Origin of the sequence: Streptomyces sp. KPB2, from assembly GCF_003950055.1 — a bacterium.
Lineage (GTDB): Bacteria > Actinomycetota > Actinomycetes > Streptomycetales > Streptomycetaceae > Streptomyces > Streptomyces salinarius.
The window spans coordinates 5,089,763-5,105,521 of record NZ_CP034353.1 but is presented as its reverse complement, the minus strand read 5'-3'; the positions used below and the strand labels follow the sequence as shown (position 1 = coordinate 5,105,521).

Sequence of the window (15,759 nt, the reverse complement as noted above, 5' to 3'; positions counted from 1 at the left end):
TCTTCTTCAGAAGAACTCAGACGTACGAAAACCGTACGAAATGAAACAGGAGTCCGTGCACGAGATGAGCGACGAGCCGCAGCCGCAGCCACAGCAGCCGAACCGGGGCTGGGCGTCGGGAACACCGGACGCCGCCGGGAAGGCGAAGAAGGCCAAGCGGCCCAAGCGCACCGGCTGGCGCCGGCTGATCCCCACCTGGCGCATCGTGCTCAGCACCGTCGTCATCGGCCTGCTGCTCGTCGTCGGCGGCTTCTTCCTCGGCTACCACCTCGTCCAGATCCCCGCGGCCAACGCCCTCGCCACCAAGCAGTCCAACGTCTACCTGTACGCCGACGGCACCGTCCTCGCCCGCGACGGCGAGGTCAACCGCGAGAGCGTCGGGCTCGCCCGCATCTCCAAGGACGCCCAGCACGCGGTCCTCGCCGCCGAGGACCGCGACTTCTACACCGAGTCCGCCATCGACCCCATGGCGATGGTCCGCGCCGGCTGGAACACCGCCACCGGCAAGGGCAAGCAGTCCGGCTCCACCATCACCCAGCAGTACGTCAAGAACTACTACCTGGCCCAGGAGCAGACCGTCACCCGCAAGGTGAAGGAGTTCTTCATCTCGATCAAGCTCGACCGGGAGAAGAGCAAGGACGAGATCCTCGAGGGCTACCTCAACACCAGCTTCTTCGGCCGCGGCGCCTACGGCATCCAGTCCGCCGCCCAGGCCTACTTCGGCGTCGACGCCAAGGACCTCACCGCCGCGCAGGGCGCCTACCTGGCCTCCCTGCTCAACGCCCCCAGCCAGTACGACGTCGTCGCGCACCCCGAGAACCGGCCCGCCGCCGAGGCCCGCTGGAACTACGTCATGAACGGCATGGTCGACAAGGGCTGGCTCAGCGCCTCCGACCGCGCCGCCGCGAAGTTCCCCAAGCCCAAGCAGTCCACCATCTCCACCAACATGTCCGGACAGCGCGGCTACGTCGTCAACATCGTCAGGAAGTACCTGATCGAGAACGGCATCGTCGACGAGGAGGAACTGGGCCGCGGCGGCTACCGCATCACCACCACCCTCCAGAAGGACAAGCAGGACGCCTTCGTCAAGGCCGTCGACGACAAGCTCATGTCCCAGCTGGACAAGAAGGAACGCAAGGTCGACACCTACGTCCGCGCCGGCGGCGCCTCCGTCGACCCGAAGACCGGCAAGGTCGTCGCGATGTACAACGGCATCGACTACGTCAAGCAGTACACACCCAACGCCACCCGCCGCGACTTCCAGGTCGGCTCCACCTTCAAGCCCTTCGTGTTCACGTCCGCCGTCGAGAACCACTCCGAGACACAGAGCGGCCGGACGATCAACCCGAACACCCGCTACGACGGCACCAGCGAACGCCCCGTCCAGGGCTGGGCCGGCGGCCGCTACGCCCCCGAGAACGAGGACCAGCGCGACTACGGCCACGTCACCGTCCGCGAGGCCACCGACAAGTCCATCAACGCCGTGTACGCCCAGATGGCCGTCGACGTCGGCTCCGACAAGGTCATGCAGACGGCGATCGACCTGGGCCTCTCCAAGAACACGCCCGAACTGACCCCCTCCCCCTCCATCGCCCTCGGCGTCGCCACCGCCAGCCCCCTCGACATGGCCGAGGCCTACGCCACCCTCGCCAACCACGGCAGGCACAGCACCTACACGCTGGTCGAGAAGGTCATGAAGGACGGCAAGCAGGAGGTCGAGCTGCCCGAGCGGCGCGAGCACCAGGCCGTCAGCCGCGAGGCCGCCGACACCACCACGTCCGTCCTGCGCAGCGTCGTCCAGAACGGCACCGCGAGCGCCGCCCAGGCCGTCGGCCGCCCCGCCGCCGCCAAGACCGGCACCGCCGAGGAGGACACGGCCGCCTGGTTCGCCGGCTACACCCCCGACCTCGCCACCGTCGTCGCCGTCATGGGCCAGGACCCCAAGACCGCCGCCCACAAGTCCCTCTACGGCGCGATGGGCCTCGCCCGCATCAACGGCGGCGGCGCCCCCGCCGAGATCTGGAGCCAGTACACCCGCAACGCGCTCAAGGGCGAGCCCGTCGCCGACTTCGACCTCCAGCTCCAGGCCGGCGCCGACGTCACCGCGCCCCCCAGCAGCGACGCCTCGGACGAACCCGGCGACGGCGACGAGAGCGGCAGCAGCGACCCGGACGCCCCGTCCACCGGCGACGAGGACGGCTCCGGCAGCGACACCCCGGGCGACTCGGGCAGCAGCACCCCGCCCGGCGACTCCGGCGGCACCGAGTCCGACCCCCCGTCGACCGGCGGCGGCACCCCCGGCTCGGGCGGCCCCAGCACCGAGCCGGGCCCCACGGGCGGCGGCGACTCGGGCGGCGACGACTCCTCGAGCGGCGGCACCGACCCGGGCGGCGGGGACACCGACGGCGCGGGCGGCGGCGACACCGACACCGGCTTCCCCGGCATCCCCGTCACACCCCGGCGTCAGTGACCGGAGGTCGCCTTCAGCCCCACGACGGCGACCAGCAGCAGACAGATGAAGAAGATCCGGGCGGCGGTCGCCGGCTCCCCCAGCACCACCATGCCGAGCACCGCCGCGCCGGCCGCACCGATGCCCACCCACACGCCGTAGGCGGTACCGATGGGCAGCGTCCGGGCGGCGTACGACAGCAGCATCATGCTCGCGACGATCCCGGCACCGGTGAACACACTCGGCCACAGCCGCGTGAAACCGTCGGTGTACTTCATCCCGATCGACCAGCCGACCTCGAGCAGACCGGCGACGACGAGCAGAACCCACGCCATGACAGGCACCTCCGTGAACGAACTGAACGGGGTGCGTCGTCTTTTCCTTCAGCCCGGTACGGCGCGTCTCGTCGGGGTGCTTCCCAAGGTAGCAAAGACAGGGGAAAGGGGCCGGTGACCTTGATCACCAGCCCCCGAGTCGTACTGCGCACCCGTGAATCAGAGGTTCAGAGGTACAGCCCGGTGGAATCCTCCGACCCCTCGAACCGGTCCGCGGCCACGGCGTGCAGATCCCGCTCGCGCATCAGCACGTAGCCCACGCCCCGCACCTCGACCTCGGCACGGTCCTCCGGGTCGTACAGCACCCGGTCGCCCGGCTCCACGGTCCGTACGTTCTGCCCGACCGCGACGACCTCGGCCCAGGCCAGCCGCTTGCCGACGGCCGCCGTCGCGGGGATCAGGATGCCGCCCCCGGAACGCCGCTCGCCCTCGCCGGTGTCCTGCCGCACGAGCACGCGGTCGTGCAGCATCCGGATGGGCAGCTTGTCGTCCTGGGGACCGTGCTCGTTTCTCTTGGCGCTCACGCCCTGAACCTACCTGCCCCCGCTCAGCGCTTCCGCCGCCGGGTGCCGCTCAGGGCGAGCAGCCCGACGACCCCGACCACGACCAGCGCGGCCGGCACGACCCGCTCCATGCGCGGGGCGCCCTCCTCGTCCACGAACTGCGCCCTCACATCGCTGACCACCCGGTTGACCTGGACGTACGCCCGGCCGAGGGTGTGATCGACGCTGGCGGCGACCTTGGCCTTCGCATCGTCGACGATCGTCTTCGGGTGCACCCGCATCCCGAGCTCGTCGAGCGTCTCGGCCAGCACCTCGCGGCGGCGCTTGATGTCCGCCTCGATCTGCGCCGGGGTTCTGATGTCCGACGTGTCCGCCACCGTACGCCTCCGAAGTCCTCTGACACTGTCCCGGACAGTCTGTCAGCTCCACGCCCGCTCGCACTGTCAGGACCCCCCGTTACCCTGACCGGATGAGCGAGCGACTCCAGCCCGGGGACCGGGCCCCGGCCTTCACCCTCCCGGACGCCGACGGCAACGAGGTGTCCCTGTCCGACCACCAGGGCCGCAAGGTCATCGTCTACTTCTACCCTGCGGCGCTTACCCCCGGCTGCACGAAGCAGGCGTGCGACTTCACGGACAACCTGGAGCTGCTGGCCGGCGCCGGGTACGACGTGATCGGCATCTCCCCCGACAAGCCCGAGAAGCTGGCCAAGTTCCGTGACACCGAGTCCCTGAAGGTCACCCTCCTCGCCGACCCGGACAAGAAGGTCCTCGACGCGTACGGCGCCTTCGGCGAGAAGAAGAACTACGGCAGGACCTACATGGGCGTCATCCGCTCCACGATCGTCGTGGACGAGGAGGGCAAGGTCGAACGCGCCCTGTACAACGTCCGCGCGACGGGCCACGTGGCCAAGATCATCAAGGACTTGGGGATCTGACGGCGCTGCCCGACCAGTAGCATGGCCGGGCAGCAGCGCCGGGCGGCCGTGGTGGAATTGGCAGTCACGCTGGGTTTAGGTCCCAGTGGGGTAACTCCCGTGAGGGTTCGAGTCCCTCCGGCCGCACCAGTACGTTTTCCGCTGCTCAGCCGAGCAGCTCGCGCACGACGGGCACCAGCGCCCGGAACGCCTTCCCGCGGTGGCTGATCGCGTTCTTCTCCGCCGCCGTCAGCTCCGCGCACGTTCGCGTCTCGCCCTCCGGCTGGAGGATGGGGTCGTAGCCGAAGCCGCCCGTGCCGGCGGGGGCGTGGCGGAGGGTGCCGCGCAACTGGCCCTCGACCACCCGCTCCGTGCCGTCGGGCAGGGCCAGGGCCGCCGCGCAGGCGAAGTGGGCGCCCCGGTGTTCGTCGGCGATGTCGGCGATCTGGGCGAGGAGGAGGTCGAGGTTGGCCTTGTCGTCGCCGTGGCGGCCGGCCCAGCGGGCGGAGAAGATGCCGGGGGCGCCGTTCAGGACGTCGACGCAGAGGCCGGAGTCGTCGGCGACGGCGGGCAGGCCGGTGGCCCGGGCGAGGGCGTGGGCCTTGAGCAGGGCGTTCTCGGCGAAGGTGACGCCGGTTTCCTTGACGTCGGGGATGTGCGGGTAGGCGTCCGCGCCGACGAGGTCGTGGGGCAGGCCCGCGTCGGCGAGGATGGCCCTCAGTTCGGTGATCTTGCCGGCGTTGCGGGTGGCGAGGATGAGGCGGGTCATGGCGTCCAGTATTCCGGAGCCGCTGTCCCGCCCCACCGTGCCCTCCGCTACGGCGTGCAGACCTTCGTCAGTTCGCCCGCCGCGTCGGTGACGGGGCTGAGATCGGGGGTCTCGTCGCCGTTCTCCACCGAGGTGCGGACGTTGTCGACGGCCTTGCCGAGGTCGTCGACGGCCTTGTTGACGTCGGCGTTGTCGGTCTGGTCGCCGATCTTGCCGAGGTTCTTGTCGATGGAGTCGAGGGACTCCTCCCACTGCGTGGGGTCGTCCGTGTTCTCCACCGCCTGCTGGAGTTCGGTGACGCTGTCGGCTATCGCGTCGGCCGTGCGTACGCAGTCGAGCGCCTTGTCGACGGCGTCGCAGCCGGTGGTGAGTCCGGCCGTCAGGGCGATGGTCGCCACGGTGGCGGCGGTGACAGCGGTGCGGCGAAGGCGGCGGTGGCGGCTCGCGGCCATGGGTCTCGGTCCTCCCCTTGGGACAGGGCCGGGCGGCCCGTGTGCGGTGCGACGGCGGGCGTACGGCGAGGTCTGCCGCCGTACGCCCGTGGTGCTGTACTGCTAGGGACGCGCCTGCGTGCGGCCGAGTTGCGTGCCCTTGGCTTTCCCTTTACTCGCTTTGCTCGCGGTGCCGCGTCACCTGTCGAGGGTCGCGTCGAGTGCCTTGCGCTGGAGCTCGGCCAGTTCCGTGCAGCCCGCGGCGGCGAGGTCGAGCAGGGTGTTGAGTTCGTCGCGGGCGAAGGGCTCGGCCTCGGCGGTGCCCTGGACCTCGACGAAGCGGCCGTCGCCGGTGCAGACGACGTTCATGTCGGTGTCGGCGCGGACGTCTTCCTCGTAGCGCAGGTCGAGGAGCGGGGTGCCGCCGACGATGCCGACGGAGACGGCGGAGACCGTGCCGGTGAGGGGCTTGCGGCTGGGCTTGATCAGCTTCTTGGTGTGCTGGGCCCAGTGGACGGCGTCGGCGAGGGCGACGTAGGCGCCGGTGATGGCGGCGGTGCGGGTGCCGCCGTCGGCCTGGAGGACGTCGCAGTCGAGGACGATGGTGTTCTCGCCGAGCGCCTTGTAGTCGATGACGGCGCGCAGGGAGCGGCCGATGAGGCGGCTGATCTCGTGGGTGCGGCCGCCGATGCGGCCCTTGACGGACTCGCGGTCGCCGCGGGTGTTGGTGGCGCGGGGAAGCATGGCGTATTCGGCGGTGACCCAGCCTTCGCCGCTGCCCTTGCGCCAGCGGGGGACGCCTTCGGTGACGGAGGCGTTGCAGAGGACCTTGGTGTCGCCGAAGGAGACGAGGACGGAGCCTTCGGCGTGCTTGCTCCAGCCGCGTTCGATGGTGACGGGGCGGAGCTGTTGGGGGGTGCGGCCGTCGATTCGTGACATGCGGGTGAGCCTAGCGGCCCATGGGGAAGGGGCCTGCCCCGCCGTGGAACGGGCGGGACAGGCCCCTTGCCGGTGAACCGGTGGTTCACATCATGTCTTCGATCTCCGCCGCGATCGGGTCGGCGTCGGTGCCGATGACGACCTGGATGGCGGTGCCCATCTTGACGACGCCGTGGGCGCCGGCGGCCTTGAGGGCGGCTTCGTTGACCAGGTCCGGGTCGTTGACCTCGGTGCGGAGTCGGGTGATGCAGCCTTCGATCTCGTCGATGTTGTCGATGCCGCCGAGGCCGGCGACGATCTTCTCAGCCTTGCTGGCCATGTTGGTTCTCCCTGATCCGAGCCGCTTTGTCGCAGTAACCCACAGTTGGCCCATCTTCGCGAGCCATCATGCGGTTCCGTCGCGAATGATGGGCCTCACGACGGCGGAGCCGTCCGTCTACTGGTCTACACCAGTGTACCGGCGACCGAATGGAGACCGGATGAGTGCCGACAGCACGGTCAGTCCCGCTCGGGTCCGCTGGAACAAGGCGTTCCAGGGGCTGCAGAAGATGGGCCGCAGTCTTCAGCTGCCCATCGCGGTCCTGCCCGCCGCGGGCATTCTCAACCGGCTGGGGCAGCCGGACGTGTTCGGGGACGACGGCCTGGGCTGGACGAACGTCTCGAAGGTGATGACGGGCGCGGGCGGCGCGCTGCTCGACGGGTCGCTGGGGCTGCCGCTGCTGTTCTGCGTGGGTGTGGCCATCGGGATGGCCAAGAAGGCCGACGGTTCGACGGCGTTGGCGGCGGTGGCGGGGTTCCTCGTCTACTACAACGTGCTGCGGCAGTTCCCGGAGGACTGTCCGGAGGGGTCGAAGGCCGTCCCCCAGATCGGTTGCCAGGTGACCGACGGGTCGGGCGAGGTGACGGCGTTCGTCTTCCAGAACCCGGGGGTCTTCGGCGGCATCGTGATGGGGCTGCTGACGGCGTACTTCTGGCAGCGGTTCCACCGGACGAAGCTGGTGGACTGGCTGGGCTTCTTCAACGGCCGCCGGCTGGTGCCGATCATCATGGCGTTCGTGGCGATCGTGTTCGCGGCGCTGTGTCTGTGGGTGTGGCCGCCGATCGGTGACGCGCTGGAGAGCTTCAGCGACTGGATGACCGGGATCGGCGCGTGGGGCGCGGGTGTCTTCGGGGTGGCGAACCGGGCGCTGCTGGTGATCGGTCTGCATCAGTTCCTGAACGTGCCGATGTGGTTCCAGTTCGGCTCGTACACCAAGCCGGACGGGACGGTGGTGCACGGTGACATCAACATGTTCCTGGCGGGGGATCCGACCGCGGGTCAGTTCACGACGGGCTTCTTCCCGATCATGATGTTCGCGCTGCCCGCGGCGGCGCTGGCGATCACGCACTGCGCGCGGCCGGGCCGGCGCAAGGAGGTCGGCGGTCTGATGCTGTCGGTGGGCCTGACCTCGTTCGTGACGGGGATCACGGAGCCGCTGGAGTACTCGTTCATGTTCATCGCTCCCCTTCTGTACGCGGTGCACGCGGTGCTGACGGGGGTGTCGATGGCGGTGTCGTGGGCGCTGGGGGTGAAGGACGGGTTCAGCTTCTCGGCGGGGCTGATCGACTACGTCATCAACTGGAACCTGGCGACGAAGCCGTGGCTGATCATTCCGATCGGGCTGTGTTTCGCGGTCGTGTACTACGTGGTCTTCCGGTTCGCGATCACGAAGTTCGATCTGAAGACTCCGGGGCGGGAGCCCGAGGACGAGGTGGAGGACGTCACCAAGGTGTAGACCTCTTCCGTTCCTCACGTACCCTTTGAGGGTGGTCTCGCGAAGGCCCCCGGACCATTGGTCCGGGGGCCTTCTCCGCGCCCTCGCGCGCCTGTGATCAGGGGACTTGGCCGGGTACTGCGCGTAGCGCTCCGGTCGCGGAATCACGGGTTCCTTACGCGGCCTTCATCGTGCTACAACAGGTCTACACCACTGAGTGGTGTAGACCACCACCCGATGGAGGAAGCATGAGCACCGCCACCGACAAGGCGGCCCCCGCAAAGAAGCGGGGATCAGGTCTTTTCCAGGGGCTGCAGAAGGTAGGACGCAGCCTCCAGCTCCCGATCGCCGTGCTGCCGGCGGCGGGCATCATGGTCCGGCTCGGCCAGGACGACATCTTCGGCAAGGACGGCCTCGGCTGGGACAAGGTCGCCGCCGTCTTCAACAACGCGGGCGGTGCGCTCACCGGCTCGCTGCCGATCCTGTTCTGCATAGGCGTGGCCATCGGCTTCGCCAAGAAGGCGGACGGTTCGACCGCGCTGGCCGCGGTGGTCGGCTTCCTCGTCTACAGCAAGGTCCTCGAGGCCTTCCCGGTCACCGAGGCGGTGGTCCAGAAGGGCGAGGACGTCGCCGCGACGTACAACGACCCGGGTGTGCTCGGCGGCATCATCATGGGTCTGCTGGCCGCCGTGCTGTGGCAGCGGTACCACCGCAAGAAGCTGGTGGACTGGCTCGGCTTCTTCAACGGCCGCCGCCTGGTGCCGATCATCATGGCGTTCGTCGGCATCGTCGTGGGTGTCTTCTTCGGTCTGGTCTGGGAGCCCATCGGCGACGGCATCTCGAACTTCGGCGAGTGGATGACCGGCCTCGGCTCCGGCGGCGCGGCCCTGTTCGGTGGCGTGAACCGCGCGCTGATCCCGGTCGGCATGCACCAGTTCGTGAACACGGTGGCCTGGTTCCAGCTCGGTGACTTCACCAACTCCGCCGGTGACGTGGTGCACGGCGACATCACCCGCTTCCTGGCCGGTGACCCCTCCGCCGGCATCTTCCAGTCGGGCTTCTTCCCGATCATGATGTTCGGCCTGCCGGCCGCCGCCCTGGCCATGGCGCACACCGCCCGCCCGGAGCGCCGCAAGGCCGTCCTCGGCATGATGCTCTCGCTGGCCGCGACCTCGTTCGTCACCGGTGTGACCGAGCCGATCGAGTTCTCGTTCATGTTCATCGCGCCGGTCCTGTACGTGCTGCACGCGGTGCTGACCGCGATCTCGATGGCGGTCACGTGGGGCCTGGGTGTGCACGCCGGCTTCAACTTCTCGGCCGGTTTCATCGACTACGCCCTGAACTGGCACCTCGCCACCAAGCCCTGGCTGATCATCCCGATCGGTCTGGTGTTCGCGGCGATCTACTACGTGACGTTCCGCTTCGCGATCGTCAAGTTCGACCTGAAGACCCCGGGCCGCGAGCCCGAGGAGGAGGTCGAGGACCTCACCAAGGCGTGAGCCCCGGCCCCACGGCGCACGGAAGGCCCCGGAACCGCGAGGTTCCGGGGCCTTCCCCCGTGTCCGGGGATCAGATCTCGTACACCGCGCCCGTCACGGCGACGTGCACGGGCCCGTCGTAGACCTCGCGCGCGTCGGCGCGGTTGACCTCGGGGTCGGTCCACGGGGGGATGTGGGTGAGCACCAGGCGCCGGGCGCCGGCCCGGGCGGCGCTCTCGCCCGCCTCGCGTCCGTTGAGGTGCAGGTCGGGGATGTTCTCCTTGCCGTGCGTGAAGGCGGCCTCGCACAGGAACAGGTCGGTGTCGCGGGCGAGTTCGTCCAGCACGGGGGTGGCTCCCGTGTCGCCGGAGTACGTCAGTGAGCGGCCGCCGTGCTCGACGCGGATGGCGTAGGCCTCCACGGGGTGGGCGACGCGCTCGGTGTGCACGGTGAACGGGCCGACCTCGAAGGTGGACGGCTTGACCGTGTGGAAGTCGAACACCTCGCTCATGGAGGAGGCCGAGGGGGTGTCGGCGTAGGCCGTGGTCAGCCGGTGCTCGGTGCCCTCGGGTCCGTAGACCGGGAGGGGCGCGCAGCGGCCGCCGTCGTGCCGGTAGTAGCGCGCCACGAAGTAGGCGCACATGTCGATGCAGTGGTCGGCGTGCAGGTGGCTGAGGAAGATCGCGTCGAGGTCGTAGAGACCGCAGTGGCGCTGCAGCTCGCCGAGGGCGCCGTTGCCCATGTCGAGGAGCAGCCGGAAGCCGTCGGCCTCGACGAGGTAGCTCGAGCAGGCCGATTCCGCGGACGGGAACGACCCCGAGCAGCCGACGACGGTGAGCTTCATGAAGCAGAAACCTCCGCTGGCGCGTATGGAGAGACGGGGGTCGTGCGGTTTGTCGAGCGTAAGGCGCAAAACCTGTGGTCGCTCCTCCGCCAGGGGCCGTTGTGGGCGAACTCACCTGTGGGATCACCGGTTCGGCTGGAAGTGGGGAGCGCGGGGCCACTGAGGGGGCGCGCGGGAGCGGTGTGCGCCGGTACGGTCCTCGGTATGAACACGTCCTGGTGGCTCGTCTTCGCGGCGGTGGTCCTGCTCGCGCTCGTCGCCACGGTCGTCGACGGCTGGGGCCGGGGGCGGCGGCCTCGCGGCCGGGGACGACGGCCTCCGGACGGGCGGGACGGGTCCGGCGGGCCGGGGCCCGAAAACTGACGCGCCCCGCGACGCGTACGTCACGGGGCGGTGGTGCGGGCGGCTGTGCGGGCGGAACCCTCAGGCCCAGAGCTGGCCGTGGAGGGTTTCGATGGCGGCCTCGGTCGTCTCGGCGGTGTAGACGCCGGTCGACAGGTACTTCCATCCGCCGTCGGCCACGACGAACACGATGTCCGCGCTCTCGCCGGCCTTGACGGCCTTCTTGCCGACGCCGATCGCGGCGTGCAGGGCGGCACCGGTGGAGACGCCGGCGAAGATGCCCTCCTGCTGGAGCAGCTCGCGGGTGCGGGTGACCGCGTCGGCGGAGCCCACCGAGAAGCGGGTGGTGAGGACGGAGGCGTCGTACAGCTCGGGTACGAAGCCCTCGTCGAGGTTGCGCAGGCCGTACACGAGGTCGTCGTAGCGCGGTTCGGCGGCGACGATCCTCACGTCCGGCTTGTGCTCGCGCAGGTAGCGCCCGACGCCCATGAGGGTGCCGGTGGTGCCGAGGCCGGCCACGAAGTGGGTCACGGAGGGCAGGTCGGCGAGGATCTCCGGGCCGGTGCCGGCGTAGTGGGCGCCCGCGTTGTCCGGATTGCCGTACTGGTAGAGCATGACCCAGTCCGGGTGCTCGGCGGAGAGTTCCTTGGCGACCCGTACGGCGGTGTTGGAGCCGCCCGCGGCCGGGGAGGAGATGATCTCCGCGCCCCACATGGTGAGCAGGTCCCGGCGTTCCTGGGAGGTGTTCTCGGGCATCACGCAGACGATGCGGTAGCCCTTGAGCCTGGCGGCCATGGCCAGTGAGATGCCGGTGTTGCCGCTGGTGGGCTCCAGGATCGTGCAGCCCTTGGTGAGCCGGCCGTCCTTCTCCGCCTGCTCGATCATGTGGAGCGCGGGGCGGTCCTTGATCGAGCCGGTCGGGTTGCGGTCCTCCAGCTTGGCCCAGATGCGGACGTCGTCGGACGGCGACAGCCGCGGCAGGCGCACCAGGGGGGTGTTGCCCACCGCGGCCAGGGGGGAGTCGTAACGCATCGGCGATCAGGCCATGCCGCCGGCGACGGCCGGCAGGATCGTGATGCTGTCGCCGTCGGACAGCTTGGTGTCGATGCCGTCGAGGAAGCGGACGTCCTCGTCGTTCAGGTAGACGTTGACGAAGCGGCGGAGCTGCTCGCCGTCGACGATGCGGGCCTGGATGCCCGCGTGCCGGGTCTCGAGGTCGGCGAAGAGCTGGGCGAGGGTGTCCCCGTTGCCCTCCACCGCCTTCTGGCCGTCGGTGTACTGGCGGAGGATGGTCGGGATGCGGACCTCGATGGCCATGGCTGAGTGCTCCTGTCGGAAGTTTGTCGTGGGTTCGTAGGGCGCGCGGCGCACACGTCAGCACGCCGCGGCTCACGGCCGTACGGCGGCGGCGAAGATCAACAGATGGCGCTTTTCAGCCTGCACAGGTCGACGTGCAGCCGCGCCACGAGCAGGGTGCCCGGCGCCTTTTCGCTCACGTCGAGAAGAACCATGGGCTCATCGTATCGATTCCCGGTCCGGCATCCGGAGTGTGATCTCACCTGATGGACTCTTTCCGTCCGCAGGTCGGGATCAGTACGCCTCGACGACCTTGACCTCCTCCTCCGTGACCTCGCCCTCCAGGATGCGGAACGACCGGAACTGGAACTCGCCGGCGCCGTCGGTGTCCGCGGTGGAGACGAGGACGTAGTGGGCCCCGGGTTCGTTGGCGTAGGTGATGTCGGTGCGGGAGGGGTGGGCCTCGGTGGCGGTGTGGGAGTGGTAGATGACCACCGGCTCCTCGTCGCGGTCGTCCATCTCCCGGTAGAGCTTGAGGAGGTCCTGCGAGTCGAACTCGTAGAAGGTGGGCGAGCGGGCGGCGTTGAGCATGGGGATGAACCGCTCGGGACGGCCCTCGCCGACGGGACCGGCCACCACGCCGCACGCCTCGTCGGGGTGGTCGGCGCGCGCGTGGGCGACGATCTGGTCGTACAGGGCCTGTGTGATGGTCAGCATGCGGCCAGGATAAGCAGACGGGCTCCTCCGTACCGGTGGGTGGTACGGAGGAGCCCGTATGCCGGACATCCTGAGCGGTGGCCGTGGGGATGCCACGAGCGTCCCCGGTGGCCGGACGTCCTGGAGTGCGCGCGAACGCGCTGGTCGGGGCCGGCTGCTCGGATCAGCCGATCTTCTCGAACTCCGGCTCGCCGGGCCGCTCGGTGATCTTCGGGTTGCGGCTCTTGAGCACCGCCCAGCCGATGCCGAGGGCGACGGCCCAGCCGGCCATCACGTACAGGCAGATGCGGGAGTCGGCGTCGTAGGCGATCAGGCAGGTGACGAAGAGGAGGAAGGCGATGGCGATGTAGGAGCAGACCGAGCCGCCGGGCGCCGGGAAGGAGGAGGCGGGCAGGCGGCCCGCGACGACCTTGCGGCGGTACAGCACGTGGCTGATCAGGATCATCAGCCAGGTCCAGATGCCGGCGGCGGTGGCGACGGAGGTGACGTAGCCGAAGGCCTTCTCCGGGACGAGGTAGTTCAGCACCACGCCGATGGCCATGAAAACGACCGAGACGGAGATGCCGATGGCCGGGGTCTTCGTCGAGGACAGCTTGTTGAAGACCCTGGGGGCCTCGCCGTTGTCCGCGAGGGTGCGCAGCATGCGGCCCGTGGAGTACATCCCGGAGTTGCAGGAGGACAGGGCGGCGGTGAGCACGACGAAGTTGACGATGCCGGCGCCGGCCGGGATGCCGATGACCGCGAAGGCCTCCACGAAGGGGCTGACGCCCTCGGCGAACTCGGTCCACTTGACCACGGCCAGGATGACGGTGAGGGCGCCGACGTAGAAGAGGGCGATGCGCCAGGGCAGGGTGTTGATCGCCTTGGGCAGGGTCTTCTCCGGGTTCTCCGACTCGCCCGCGGTGACGCCGACCAGCTCGACGGCGAGGTAGGCGAACATGACGCCCTGGAGGGTCATCAGGGACGAGCCGATGCCCTTGGGGAAGAAGCCGTCGAACTCCCACAGGTTGGAGACGGCGGCCGTGTCGCCGGCCTGGCTGAAGCCGAAGGTGATGACGCCGATGCCGATCACGATCATGCCGATGATGGCGGTGACCTTGACCATCGAGAACCAGAACTCGATCTCGCCGAACAGCTTCACCGAGATCAGGTTGGCCACGAACAGCAGGACCAGGAAGACCAGGGCCGAGACCCATTGCGGGATGTCCGGGAACCAGTAGTGGATGTAGATGGCGGCGGCGGTGAGTTCCGCCATGCCCGTGACCACCCACATCAGCCAGTACGTCCAGCCGGTGAAGTAACCGAAGAAGGGGCCGAGGAACTCGCGCGAGTACTCGGCGAAGGAGCCGGAGACGGGACGGTAGAGGAGCAGCTCGCCGAGCGCCCGCATGATGAAGAAGATGATCACGCCCGCGAGGGCGTACATGAGGATGATGCTGGGGCCGGCCTTGGCGATGTTGGCCCCGGCGCCCAGGAAGAGGCCGACGCCGATGGCGCCGCCGATCGCGATCATCTGGACCTGGCGGCTGTTGAGACCGCGCTCGTAGCCCTCTTCGGGGGCCTTGTCCGTGTCGACCTGCGCAGAGGTCATGTGTGGTGCGCCTTTCTCCATGCCGACCCGGGCCTCGACTCGGCCGCGGATCGGGTCTCGATCCCCCCGGATGATGGAGCTGAGCGGGCCTCACATCCCGCTCGGTGCCTGGCCGGCGGTCTGCCGGCTCGGTGGCGCACCCGGCCGAACATTCGGGTGGTGTTCGCCGGGCGGTCGTGAAGATTTACCACGACCGCGAGGCTGATCACAGGGGTGGATTGTGACGTGTCACACAGGGAGAAGCGGACAAAACGCGCCCCTTTTCGTCAAAAGGGGCGCAGCTTTGACGGGATCGTTATCCGGATTTGAGGCTCCGCTGAGCGGACACGGAGAGTGAGGAAACGGTCCGGTTCAGGGCATAAGGGTGGCGACCAGCGACTCCTGGAGCCCGCCGAGCCACAGGTAGGCCATCACCATCGGCTTGCGCGGATCCTCGTCGGGGAGCCGGTAGAGCAGGTCGGTGTCGTCCTCGTCGGCGATCTCCAGGCGGGAGCCGATCGCCAGGCGCAGGTCGTTCAGGGCACGCAGCCACTGCTGGGACTCCTGGGGCGACAGTTTCAGCACCGCGCCCTCCTCGCCCGCCGACGCCGAGGAGAGGGCATCCAGGGTGCGGACCACCGCCAGCGCGTTCTCCCGCTTGCCGGCCCGCAGGTCGTTCTCGGTGTAGCGGCGGAACTCCGCGGAGTGCGCCCGCTGCTCCTCGGCCTCCTGGGCCTGCGGGGCGCCCTCGGGGTCACCGTAGGCGTCCGGGAACAGGCGGCGCAGCACCGGGTCGGAGGGCGGTTCGCTCGGGCCCTCGGCGAACAGCTCGGCGAGCGGGTCGTCGGAGGCGTCCTCGGCGGGTCCGGGGCCGATCAGCTCCAGGAGCTGCACAGCCAGCGAGCGGATGATGGAGATCTCGACGTCGTCGAGCGCGACGGCCGCGCCGCCGCCGGGGAGCGGTTCGAATTGTCCGGGCATGAAGGCGATTCAGCTGCTTCCGTCCTGCGGGCGGGCGTGGGTCGTTTCCGGGCTCATTTCCGGTCCTGCTGGAGGGTGGCCCACAGACCGTAGCCGTGCATGGCCTGTACGTCCCGCTCCATCTCCTCCCGGCTGCCGCTGGAGACGACCGCCCGGCCCTTGTGGTGGACGTCCATCATGAGCTTGGTGGCCTTGTCCTTGGAGTAGCCGAAGTACGTCTGGAAGACATACGTCACGTAGCTCATGAGGTTGACGGGGTCGTTGTGCACGATCGTCACCCAGGGCACGTCGGGCTCGGGTACGGCGAAGACCTCCTCCGCCGACTCGGTCTTCTCGATCTCCATGGGTGCGGCTGCCGTCACACAGCCCATGCTGCCACCACAGGGGGGCACCCGCACAAACGGGCCTGTGGCGGGCGCCACGCGAACCGCTCGG

The 15,759-nt window shown here is 69.1% G+C and carries 20 protein-coding genes, 1 tRNA gene and 1 riboswitch; of the genes, 6 read left to right on the top strand and 15 right to left on the bottom strand.

The features are described 5' to 3' along the window. Positions 1–64 precede the first annotated feature (64 nt). Complete coding sequence (locus D1J63_RS22960) at positions 65–2,470, top strand: transglycosylase domain-containing protein (protein WP_206436814.1); 2,406 nt, start codon at positions 65–67, stop codon at positions 2,468–2,470. Here D1J63_RS22960 and D1J63_RS22955 read toward each other — a convergent pair. From D1J63_RS22955 to D1J63_RS22945, 3 genes are all read right to left on the bottom strand, one after another. Beyond that, entirely contained in the window at positions 2,464–2,784 is a 321-nt protein-coding gene (locus tag D1J63_RS22955; RefSeq protein ID WP_019325643.1) for a multidrug efflux SMR transporter, read from the bottom strand. The genes D1J63_RS22960 and D1J63_RS22955 overlap by 7 nt on opposite strands. Positions 2,785–2,814: 30 nt before the next feature. Next, positions 2,815–2,882: riboswitch (guanidine-III (ykkC-III) riboswitch) on the bottom strand. 69 nt (positions 2,883–2,951) lie between these two features. Continuing rightward, a complete protein-coding gene (locus tag D1J63_RS22950; RefSeq protein WP_003975911.1) occupies positions 2,952–3,308 on the bottom strand; it encodes a co-chaperone GroES in 357 nt (118 codons plus the stop codon). A gap of 23 nt (positions 3,309–3,331) precedes the next feature. Then, positions 3,332–3,664: a DUF3618 domain-containing protein gene (locus tag D1J63_RS22945; protein WP_102930564.1), complete on the bottom strand. Its 333-nt coding sequence runs from the start codon at positions 3,662–3,664 to the stop codon at positions 3,332–3,334. A 92-nt stretch (positions 3,665–3,756) separates the two neighbouring features. Here D1J63_RS22945 and bcp point away from each other — a divergent pair, with 92 nt between their 5' ends. Together bcp and D1J63_RS22935 are read left to right on the top strand one after the other, a co-directional pair. Further along, on the top strand, positions 3,757–4,224 hold the full coding sequence (bcp, locus tag D1J63_RS22940; protein WP_125631252.1) for a thioredoxin-dependent thiol peroxidase: 468 nt from the start codon (positions 3,757–3,759) through the stop codon (positions 4,222–4,224). A 42-nt stretch (positions 4,225–4,266) separates the two neighbouring features. Further along, a tRNA-Leu gene (locus tag D1J63_RS22935) sits at positions 4,267–4,353 on the top strand. Positions 4,354–4,369: 16 nt separating this feature from the next. Here D1J63_RS22935 and rdgB read toward each other — a convergent pair. From rdgB to D1J63_RS22915, 4 genes are all read right to left on the bottom strand, one after another. Then, complete coding sequence (rdgB, locus tag D1J63_RS22930) at positions 4,370–4,972, bottom strand: RdgB/HAM1 family non-canonical purine NTP pyrophosphatase (protein WP_125631250.1); 603 nt, start codon at positions 4,970–4,972, stop codon at positions 4,370–4,372. A 47-nt stretch (positions 4,973–5,019) separates the two neighbouring features. Then, a complete protein-coding gene (locus D1J63_RS22925; RefSeq protein ID WP_102930562.1) occupies positions 5,020–5,424 on the bottom strand; it encodes a hypothetical protein in 405 nt (134 codons plus the stop codon). A 177-nt stretch (positions 5,425–5,601) separates the two neighbouring features. Further along, positions 5,602–6,342 (bottom strand): ribonuclease PH, encoded by a 741-nt coding sequence (gene rph / locus D1J63_RS22920; RefSeq protein ID WP_125631248.1) that lies wholly within the window; start codon positions 6,340–6,342, stop codon positions 5,602–5,604. Positions 6,343–6,427: 85 nt separating this feature from the next. Continuing rightward, on the bottom strand, positions 6,428–6,661 hold the full coding sequence (locus D1J63_RS22915) for a PTS glucose/sucrose transporter subunit IIB (protein WP_007388582.1): 234 nt from the start codon (positions 6,659–6,661) through the stop codon (positions 6,428–6,430). A gap of 160 nt (positions 6,662–6,821) precedes the next feature. On the opposite strand from D1J63_RS22915, the gene D1J63_RS22910 reads away from it, so the two are divergent. Then, positions 6,822–8,117 carry a PTS transporter subunit EIIC gene (locus D1J63_RS22910; RefSeq protein WP_125631246.1) on the top strand — a complete coding sequence of 432 codons (1,296 nt, stop codon included), beginning with the start codon at positions 6,822–6,824 and terminating at the stop codon, positions 8,115–8,117. A gap of 227 nt (positions 8,118–8,344) precedes the next feature. Then, a complete protein-coding gene (locus tag D1J63_RS22905) occupies positions 8,345–9,595 on the top strand; it encodes a PTS transporter subunit EIIC (protein WP_102930558.1) in 1,251 nt (416 codons plus the stop codon). Between the two features lie 70 nt (positions 9,596–9,665). On the opposite strand, the gene D1J63_RS22900 is transcribed toward D1J63_RS22905, so the two are convergent. After that, entirely contained in the window at positions 9,666–10,418 is a 753-nt protein-coding gene (locus D1J63_RS22900; RefSeq protein ID WP_125631244.1) for an MBL fold metallo-hydrolase, read from the bottom strand. A 204-nt stretch (positions 10,419–10,622) separates the two neighbouring features. Between D1J63_RS22900 and D1J63_RS22895 the strand changes: the two genes are divergently transcribed. Then, the gene (locus tag D1J63_RS22895; protein ID WP_125631242.1) at positions 10,623–10,781 is read left to right on the top strand and encodes a hypothetical protein; all 159 of its coding nucleotides are present in this window, start codon (positions 10,623–10,625) and stop codon (positions 10,779–10,781) included. 60 nt (positions 10,782–10,841) lie between these two features. Here D1J63_RS22895 and D1J63_RS22890 read toward each other — a convergent pair whose 3' ends face one another. The 7 genes from D1J63_RS22890 to clpS all read right to left on the bottom strand — a co-directional run bounded on the left by D1J63_RS22890 (position 10,842) and on the right by clpS (position 15,695). After that, the gene (locus D1J63_RS22890) at positions 10,842–11,792 is read right to left on the bottom strand and encodes a cysteine synthase (RefSeq protein WP_125631240.1); all 951 of its coding nucleotides are present in this window, start codon (positions 11,790–11,792) and stop codon (positions 10,842–10,844) included. Between the two features lie 6 nt (positions 11,793–11,798). Then, complete coding sequence (locus tag D1J63_RS22885) at positions 11,799–12,077, bottom strand: MoaD/ThiS family protein (RefSeq protein ID WP_102930554.1); 279 nt, start codon at positions 12,075–12,077, stop codon at positions 11,799–11,801. Positions 12,078–12,175: 98 nt separating this feature from the next. Further along, on the bottom strand, positions 12,176–12,271 hold the full coding sequence (locus D1J63_RS37680) for a putative leader peptide (protein WP_309546867.1): 96 nt from the start codon (positions 12,269–12,271) through the stop codon (positions 12,176–12,178). Between the two features lie 79 nt (positions 12,272–12,350). Further along, positions 12,351–12,773 (bottom strand): M67 family metallopeptidase, encoded by a 423-nt coding sequence (locus D1J63_RS22875; protein ID WP_007388578.1) that lies wholly within the window; start codon positions 12,771–12,773, stop codon positions 12,351–12,353. A 163-nt stretch (positions 12,774–12,936) separates the two neighbouring features. After that, entirely contained in the window at positions 12,937–14,364 is a 1,428-nt protein-coding gene (locus tag D1J63_RS22870) for an amino acid permease (RefSeq protein WP_102930552.1), read from the bottom strand. 351 nt (positions 14,365–14,715) lie between these two features. Then, positions 14,716–15,324, bottom strand: a complete 609-nt coding sequence (locus D1J63_RS22860; protein ID WP_102930551.1) for a DUF2017 domain-containing protein — start codon at positions 15,322–15,324, stop codon at positions 14,716–14,718. Between the two features lie 53 nt (positions 15,325–15,377). Beyond that, complete coding sequence (gene clpS, locus D1J63_RS22855; protein ID WP_102930550.1) at positions 15,378–15,695, bottom strand: ATP-dependent Clp protease adapter ClpS; 318 nt, start codon at positions 15,693–15,695, stop codon at positions 15,378–15,380. Positions 15,696–15,759 lie beyond the last annotated feature (64 nt).

What these genes read in the sequence shown, in the direction of transcription:
- bcp (WP_125631252.1), top strand. Translation starts at nt 3,757, where the DNA reads ATGAGCGAGCGACTCCAGCCCGGGGACCGGGCCCCGGCCTTCACCCTC.
- D1J63_RS22910 (WP_125631246.1), top strand. Translation starts at nt 6,822, where the DNA reads ATGAGTGCCGACAGCACGGTCAGTCCCGCTCGGGTCCGCTGGAACAAG.
- D1J63_RS22960 (WP_206436814.1), top strand. Translation starts at nt 65, where the DNA reads ATGAGCGACGAGCCGCAGCCGCAGCCACAGCAGCCGAACCGGGGCTGG.
- D1J63_RS37680 (WP_309546867.1), bottom strand. Translation starts at nt 12,271, where the DNA reads ATGGTTCTTCTCGACGTGAGCGAAAAGGCGCCGGGCACCCTGCTCGTG.
- D1J63_RS22915 (WP_007388582.1), bottom strand. Translation starts at nt 6,661, where the DNA reads ATGGCCAGCAAGGCTGAGAAGATCGTCGCCGGCCTCGGCGGCATCGAC.
- D1J63_RS22875 (WP_007388578.1), bottom strand. Translation starts at nt 12,773, where the DNA reads ATGCTGACCATCACACAGGCCCTGTACGACCAGATCGTCGCCCACGCG.
- rdgB (WP_125631250.1), bottom strand. Translation starts at nt 4,972, where the DNA reads ATGACCCGCCTCATCCTCGCCACCCGCAACGCCGGCAAGATCACCGAA.
- D1J63_RS22890 (WP_125631240.1), bottom strand. Translation starts at nt 11,792, where the DNA reads ATGCGTTACGACTCCCCCCTGGCCGCGGTGGGCAACACCCCCCTGGTG.
- rph (WP_125631248.1), bottom strand. Translation starts at nt 6,342, where the DNA reads ATGTCACGAATCGACGGCCGCACCCCCCAACAGCTCCGCCCCGTCACC.
- D1J63_RS22885 (WP_102930554.1), bottom strand. Translation starts at nt 12,077, where the DNA reads ATGGCCATCGAGGTCCGCATCCCGACCATCCTCCGCCAGTACACCGAC.
- D1J63_RS22900 (WP_125631244.1), bottom strand. Translation starts at nt 10,418, where the DNA reads ATGAAGCTCACCGTCGTCGGCTGCTCGGGGTCGTTCCCGTCCGCGGAA.
- D1J63_RS22905 (WP_102930558.1), top strand. Translation starts at nt 8,345, where the DNA reads ATGAGCACCGCCACCGACAAGGCGGCCCCCGCAAAGAAGCGGGGATCA.
- D1J63_RS22860 (WP_102930551.1), bottom strand. Translation starts at nt 15,324, where the DNA reads ATGCCCGGACAATTCGAACCGCTCCCCGGCGGCGGCGCGGCCGTCGCG.
- clpS (WP_102930550.1), bottom strand. Translation starts at nt 15,695, where the DNA reads ATGGGCTGTGTGACGGCAGCCGCACCCATGGAGATCGAGAAGACCGAG.
- D1J63_RS22955 (WP_019325643.1), bottom strand. Translation starts at nt 2,784, where the DNA reads ATGGCGTGGGTTCTGCTCGTCGTCGCCGGTCTGCTCGAGGTCGGCTGG.
- D1J63_RS22925 (WP_102930562.1), bottom strand. Translation starts at nt 5,424, where the DNA reads ATGGCCGCGAGCCGCCACCGCCGCCTTCGCCGCACCGCTGTCACCGCC.
- D1J63_RS22895 (WP_125631242.1), top strand. Translation starts at nt 10,623, where the DNA reads ATGAACACGTCCTGGTGGCTCGTCTTCGCGGCGGTGGTCCTGCTCGCG.
- D1J63_RS22870 (WP_102930552.1), bottom strand. Translation starts at nt 14,364, where the DNA reads ATGACCTCTGCGCAGGTCGACACGGACAAGGCCCCCGAAGAGGGCTAC.